The sequence below is a fragment of the Caballeronia sp. genome, from assembly GCF_049581465.1.
GTDB lineage: Bacteria > Pseudomonadota > Gammaproteobacteria > Burkholderiales > Burkholderiaceae > Caballeronia.
Genome location: NZ_JBAUSA010001036.1, coordinates 1 through 1915 on the forward strand (window position 1 = coordinate 1; position 1915 = coordinate 1915).

General features: G+C 60.3%; 2 protein-coding genes. Both read left to right on the forward strand.

Features of this window, described 5'->3' with window-relative positions:
- Positions 1 to 934: efflux RND transporter permease subunit (locus tag WCA53_RS25370; RefSeq protein ID WP_423916902.1), on the forward strand; the 934-nt coding region annotated here is incomplete at its 5' end.
- Positions 931 to 1915: efflux RND transporter permease subunit (locus WCA53_RS25375; RefSeq protein ID WP_423916904.1), on the forward strand; the 985-nt coding region annotated here is incomplete at its 3' end. The genes WCA53_RS25370 and WCA53_RS25375, both read left to right, overlap by 4 nt.

Consider the following 1915-nt stretch of genomic DNA (forward strand, 5'->3'; position numbering starts at 1 on the left):
GGCGACCACGCCGGCCACCGTCCTTGCGCCTCGCTCGTCCACTTCAGGGTCCTCTTCAGGCTCGTCTTCCAGCGCCAGTTCAAGCTCGAACAATTCGAACTCGAGCAATACTTCGGGATCCAATTCGTCCAGCACATCATCGACCTCACAGTCCACGCCGGTGCCCCTTGGTGCAATCAGCCGCTTCGTTACCCAATCGTCGCCACTGACCGTTGCTCACCAGGGCCAGTTTCCGGTCGTCACGCTCTCGTTCAACGTGGCCCCGGGCGCGTCGCTCGGTCAGGCCGTCGCGGCTATTCAAACGGCTCAACGCGAATTGAATATGCCGGCGAGCGTGCAATCGAGCTTCCAGGGCACGGCGGCCGCTTACGAAGACATCGGCTCAAATGAATCGGTCCTGATTCTCGCCGCCCTGGTCGCGGTCTATATCGTCCTGGGGATCCTGTACGAAAGTTTCATTCATCCGATCACCATTCTTTCCACCTTGCCTTCGGCGGGTGTCGGTGCACTGCTGGCGCTGCGTCTGTTCCATGAGGACCTCGGCATCATTGCGGTGATCGGGATTATCTTGCTCATTGGTATTGTGAAGAAGAACGGCATCATGCTTGTCGACTTCGCGCTCGAGGCCCAAAGAACGGGCGGCAAGAGCGCGGTCGAGGCTGTCTTCGAAGCGTCTCAACTACGGTTTCGGCCGATCATGATGACAACGCTCTGCGCCCTGTTTGCCGGACTACCGCTCGCGTTCGGCACGGGCATCGGTTCGGAATTGCGTCGGCCGCTGGGCATTGCGATGGTCGGGGGCCTTTTGTTGAGTCAGGCGCTTACGCTTTACACAACACCCGTCATCTACGTCTTCTTCGATCGGCTCGCGACGCGCATGACACGCAGAAGGGCGCCTCCGTTCGGGCATCAATCAGTCGATGAACCGCGATGAACATCTCCTCGATTTTCATCAAGCGACCGGTTGCGACGACGCTGATGGCCTTTGCCATCGTGTTCGCCGGGGCGATCGCGTTCAAGCAACTGCCGGTGGCTTCGCTTCCCCAAGTCGACTTTGCAACCATCACGGTGGCGGCCACGTTGCCGGGAGCGAGTCCGGAAGTCATGGCGTCGTCGATCGCAACGCCGCTCGAGCGCCAGTTCGGTCATATCGCCGGCGTGACACAGATGACGTCATCCAGCACGCTAGGCGTGACCTCGGTGACGCTGCAGTTCGATCTCAGCCGCGACGTGGATGGCGCGGCACGGGATGTCGAGGCGGCCATCAATGCGGCGCGTACCGACCTGCCGGCCAACTTGCCATCGAACCCGACTTATCGAAAGATCAACTCGGCGATCGCGCCGATCATGGTCTTGAGCCTGACCTCGGATTCCGCCGATCGGGGCAAGCTCTACGACCTTGCGTCGTCGATCATCCAGCAGAAAATATCGCAGGTGGACGGAGTCGGGCAGGTCCAGGTGGTGGGCAGCTCGCTTCCTGCGGTGCGGGTCGATCTGAATCCGAGCCAGCTCAATAGTTATGGCATCGGCACGCAAAATGTTGCCCAGGCCCTGTCGGTACAAAACTCGAACCGGCCGAAGGGGCAGTTCAGCGATGAACTGACGACAGCCGACATCATCGCGAACGACCAGATTTCCACAGCCCGGGATTTTGCGCCGCTGGTCGTAGGGTCGAGCAACGGCGCGGTGGTGCGTCTGCGTGATGTTGCCCATGTCTACGATTCCGTACAAACGCTTCGATCGGCGGGGTATGTCAACGGCAAGCCGTCAGTCATCCTGCTGGTGTTCAGGCTCCCGAATGCGAACGTGCTCGATACCGTCGATCGCATCAAGAAAGAGCTGCCTTCAATCCGCGCGTCCGTCCCCGCCACGGATCACCTGCAGCTCGTGCTCGACACCACGACTACCATCCGTT